The organism is Klenkia taihuensis, from assembly GCF_900112525.1.
In the GTDB taxonomy this organism is placed as follows: Bacteria; Actinomycetota; Actinomycetes; order Mycobacteriales; family Geodermatophilaceae; genus Klenkia; species Klenkia taihuensis.
In genome coordinates this window covers 1-1,115 of record NZ_FOMD01000010.1, presented here as the reverse complement: position 1 = coordinate 1,115, position 1,115 = coordinate 1, and the positions used below count along the sequence as shown (strand labels likewise).

Annotated in this window: 1 rRNA gene; it reads left to right on the top strand. The window is 57.1% G+C overall.

From position 1 onward, the window contains the following. Positions 1–1,027: ribosomal RNA gene (locus BM158_RS21225) — 23S ribosomal RNA — on the top strand; the annotation flags it as partial. Between the last annotated feature and the right edge of the window lie 88 nt (positions 1,028–1,115).

Below are 1,115 nucleotides of genomic sequence, written 5' to 3'. Positions count from 1 at the left end.
GGCGAAGCTCAGAACTCAAGCGCCAGTAAACGGCGGTGGTAACTATAACCATCCTAAGGTAGCGAAATTCCTTGTCGGGTAAGTTCCGACCTGCACGAATGGCGTAACGACTTCTCAGCTGTCTCAACCACAGGCTCGGCGAAATTGCACTACGAGTAAAGATGCTCGTTACGCGCGGCAGGACGGAAAGACCCCGGGACCTTCACTATAGCTTGATATTGGTGTTCGGTTCGGTTTGTGTAGGATAGGTGGGAGACTGTGAAGCGGGCACGCCAGTGTTCGTGGAGTCGTCGTTGAAATACCACTCTGGTCGAATTGGATGTCTAACCTCGGTCCGTGATCCGGATCAGGGACAGTGTCAGGTGGGTAGTTTAACTGGGGCGGTTGCCTCCCAAAATGTAACGGAGGCGCCCAAAGGTTCCCTCAGCCTGGTTGGCAATCAGGTGTCGAGTGCAAGTGCACAAGGGAGCTTGACTGTGAGACCGACGGGTCGAGCAGGAGCGAAAGCTGGGACTAGTGACCCGGCACCGGCATGTGGAAGCGGTGTCGCTCAACGGATAAAAGGTACCCCGGGGATAACAGGCTGATCTTCCCCAAGAGTCCATATCGACGGGATGGTTTGGCACCTCGATGTCGGCTCGTCGCATCCTGGGGCTGGAGTAGGTCCCAAGGGTTGGGCTGTTCGCCCATTAAAGCGGTACGCGAGCTGGGTTTAGAACGTCGTGAGACAGTTCGGTCCCTATCCGCCGTGCGCGTAAGAGACTTGAGAAGAGCTGTCCCTAGTACGAGAGGACCGGGACGGACGAACCTCTGGTGTGCCAGTTGTTCCGCCAGGAGCACTGCTGGTTGGCTACGTTCGGCAGGGATAACCGCTGAAAGCATCTAAGCGGGAAGCTCGCTTCAAGATGAGGTCTCTCACCCCTTGTGGGGTAAGGCCCCCGCCCAGACCAGCGGGTTGATAGGCCGGAAGTGGAAGCACAGCAATGTGTGGAGCTGACCGGTACTAATAGGCCGAGGACTTGCCTCACCACAACCACGTCCTGATACACAAGCGTGCTCGCGTCCACTGTGCGGTTCTGAAAGAACCGAACACCCCACCCCAACCCCCCAGACCA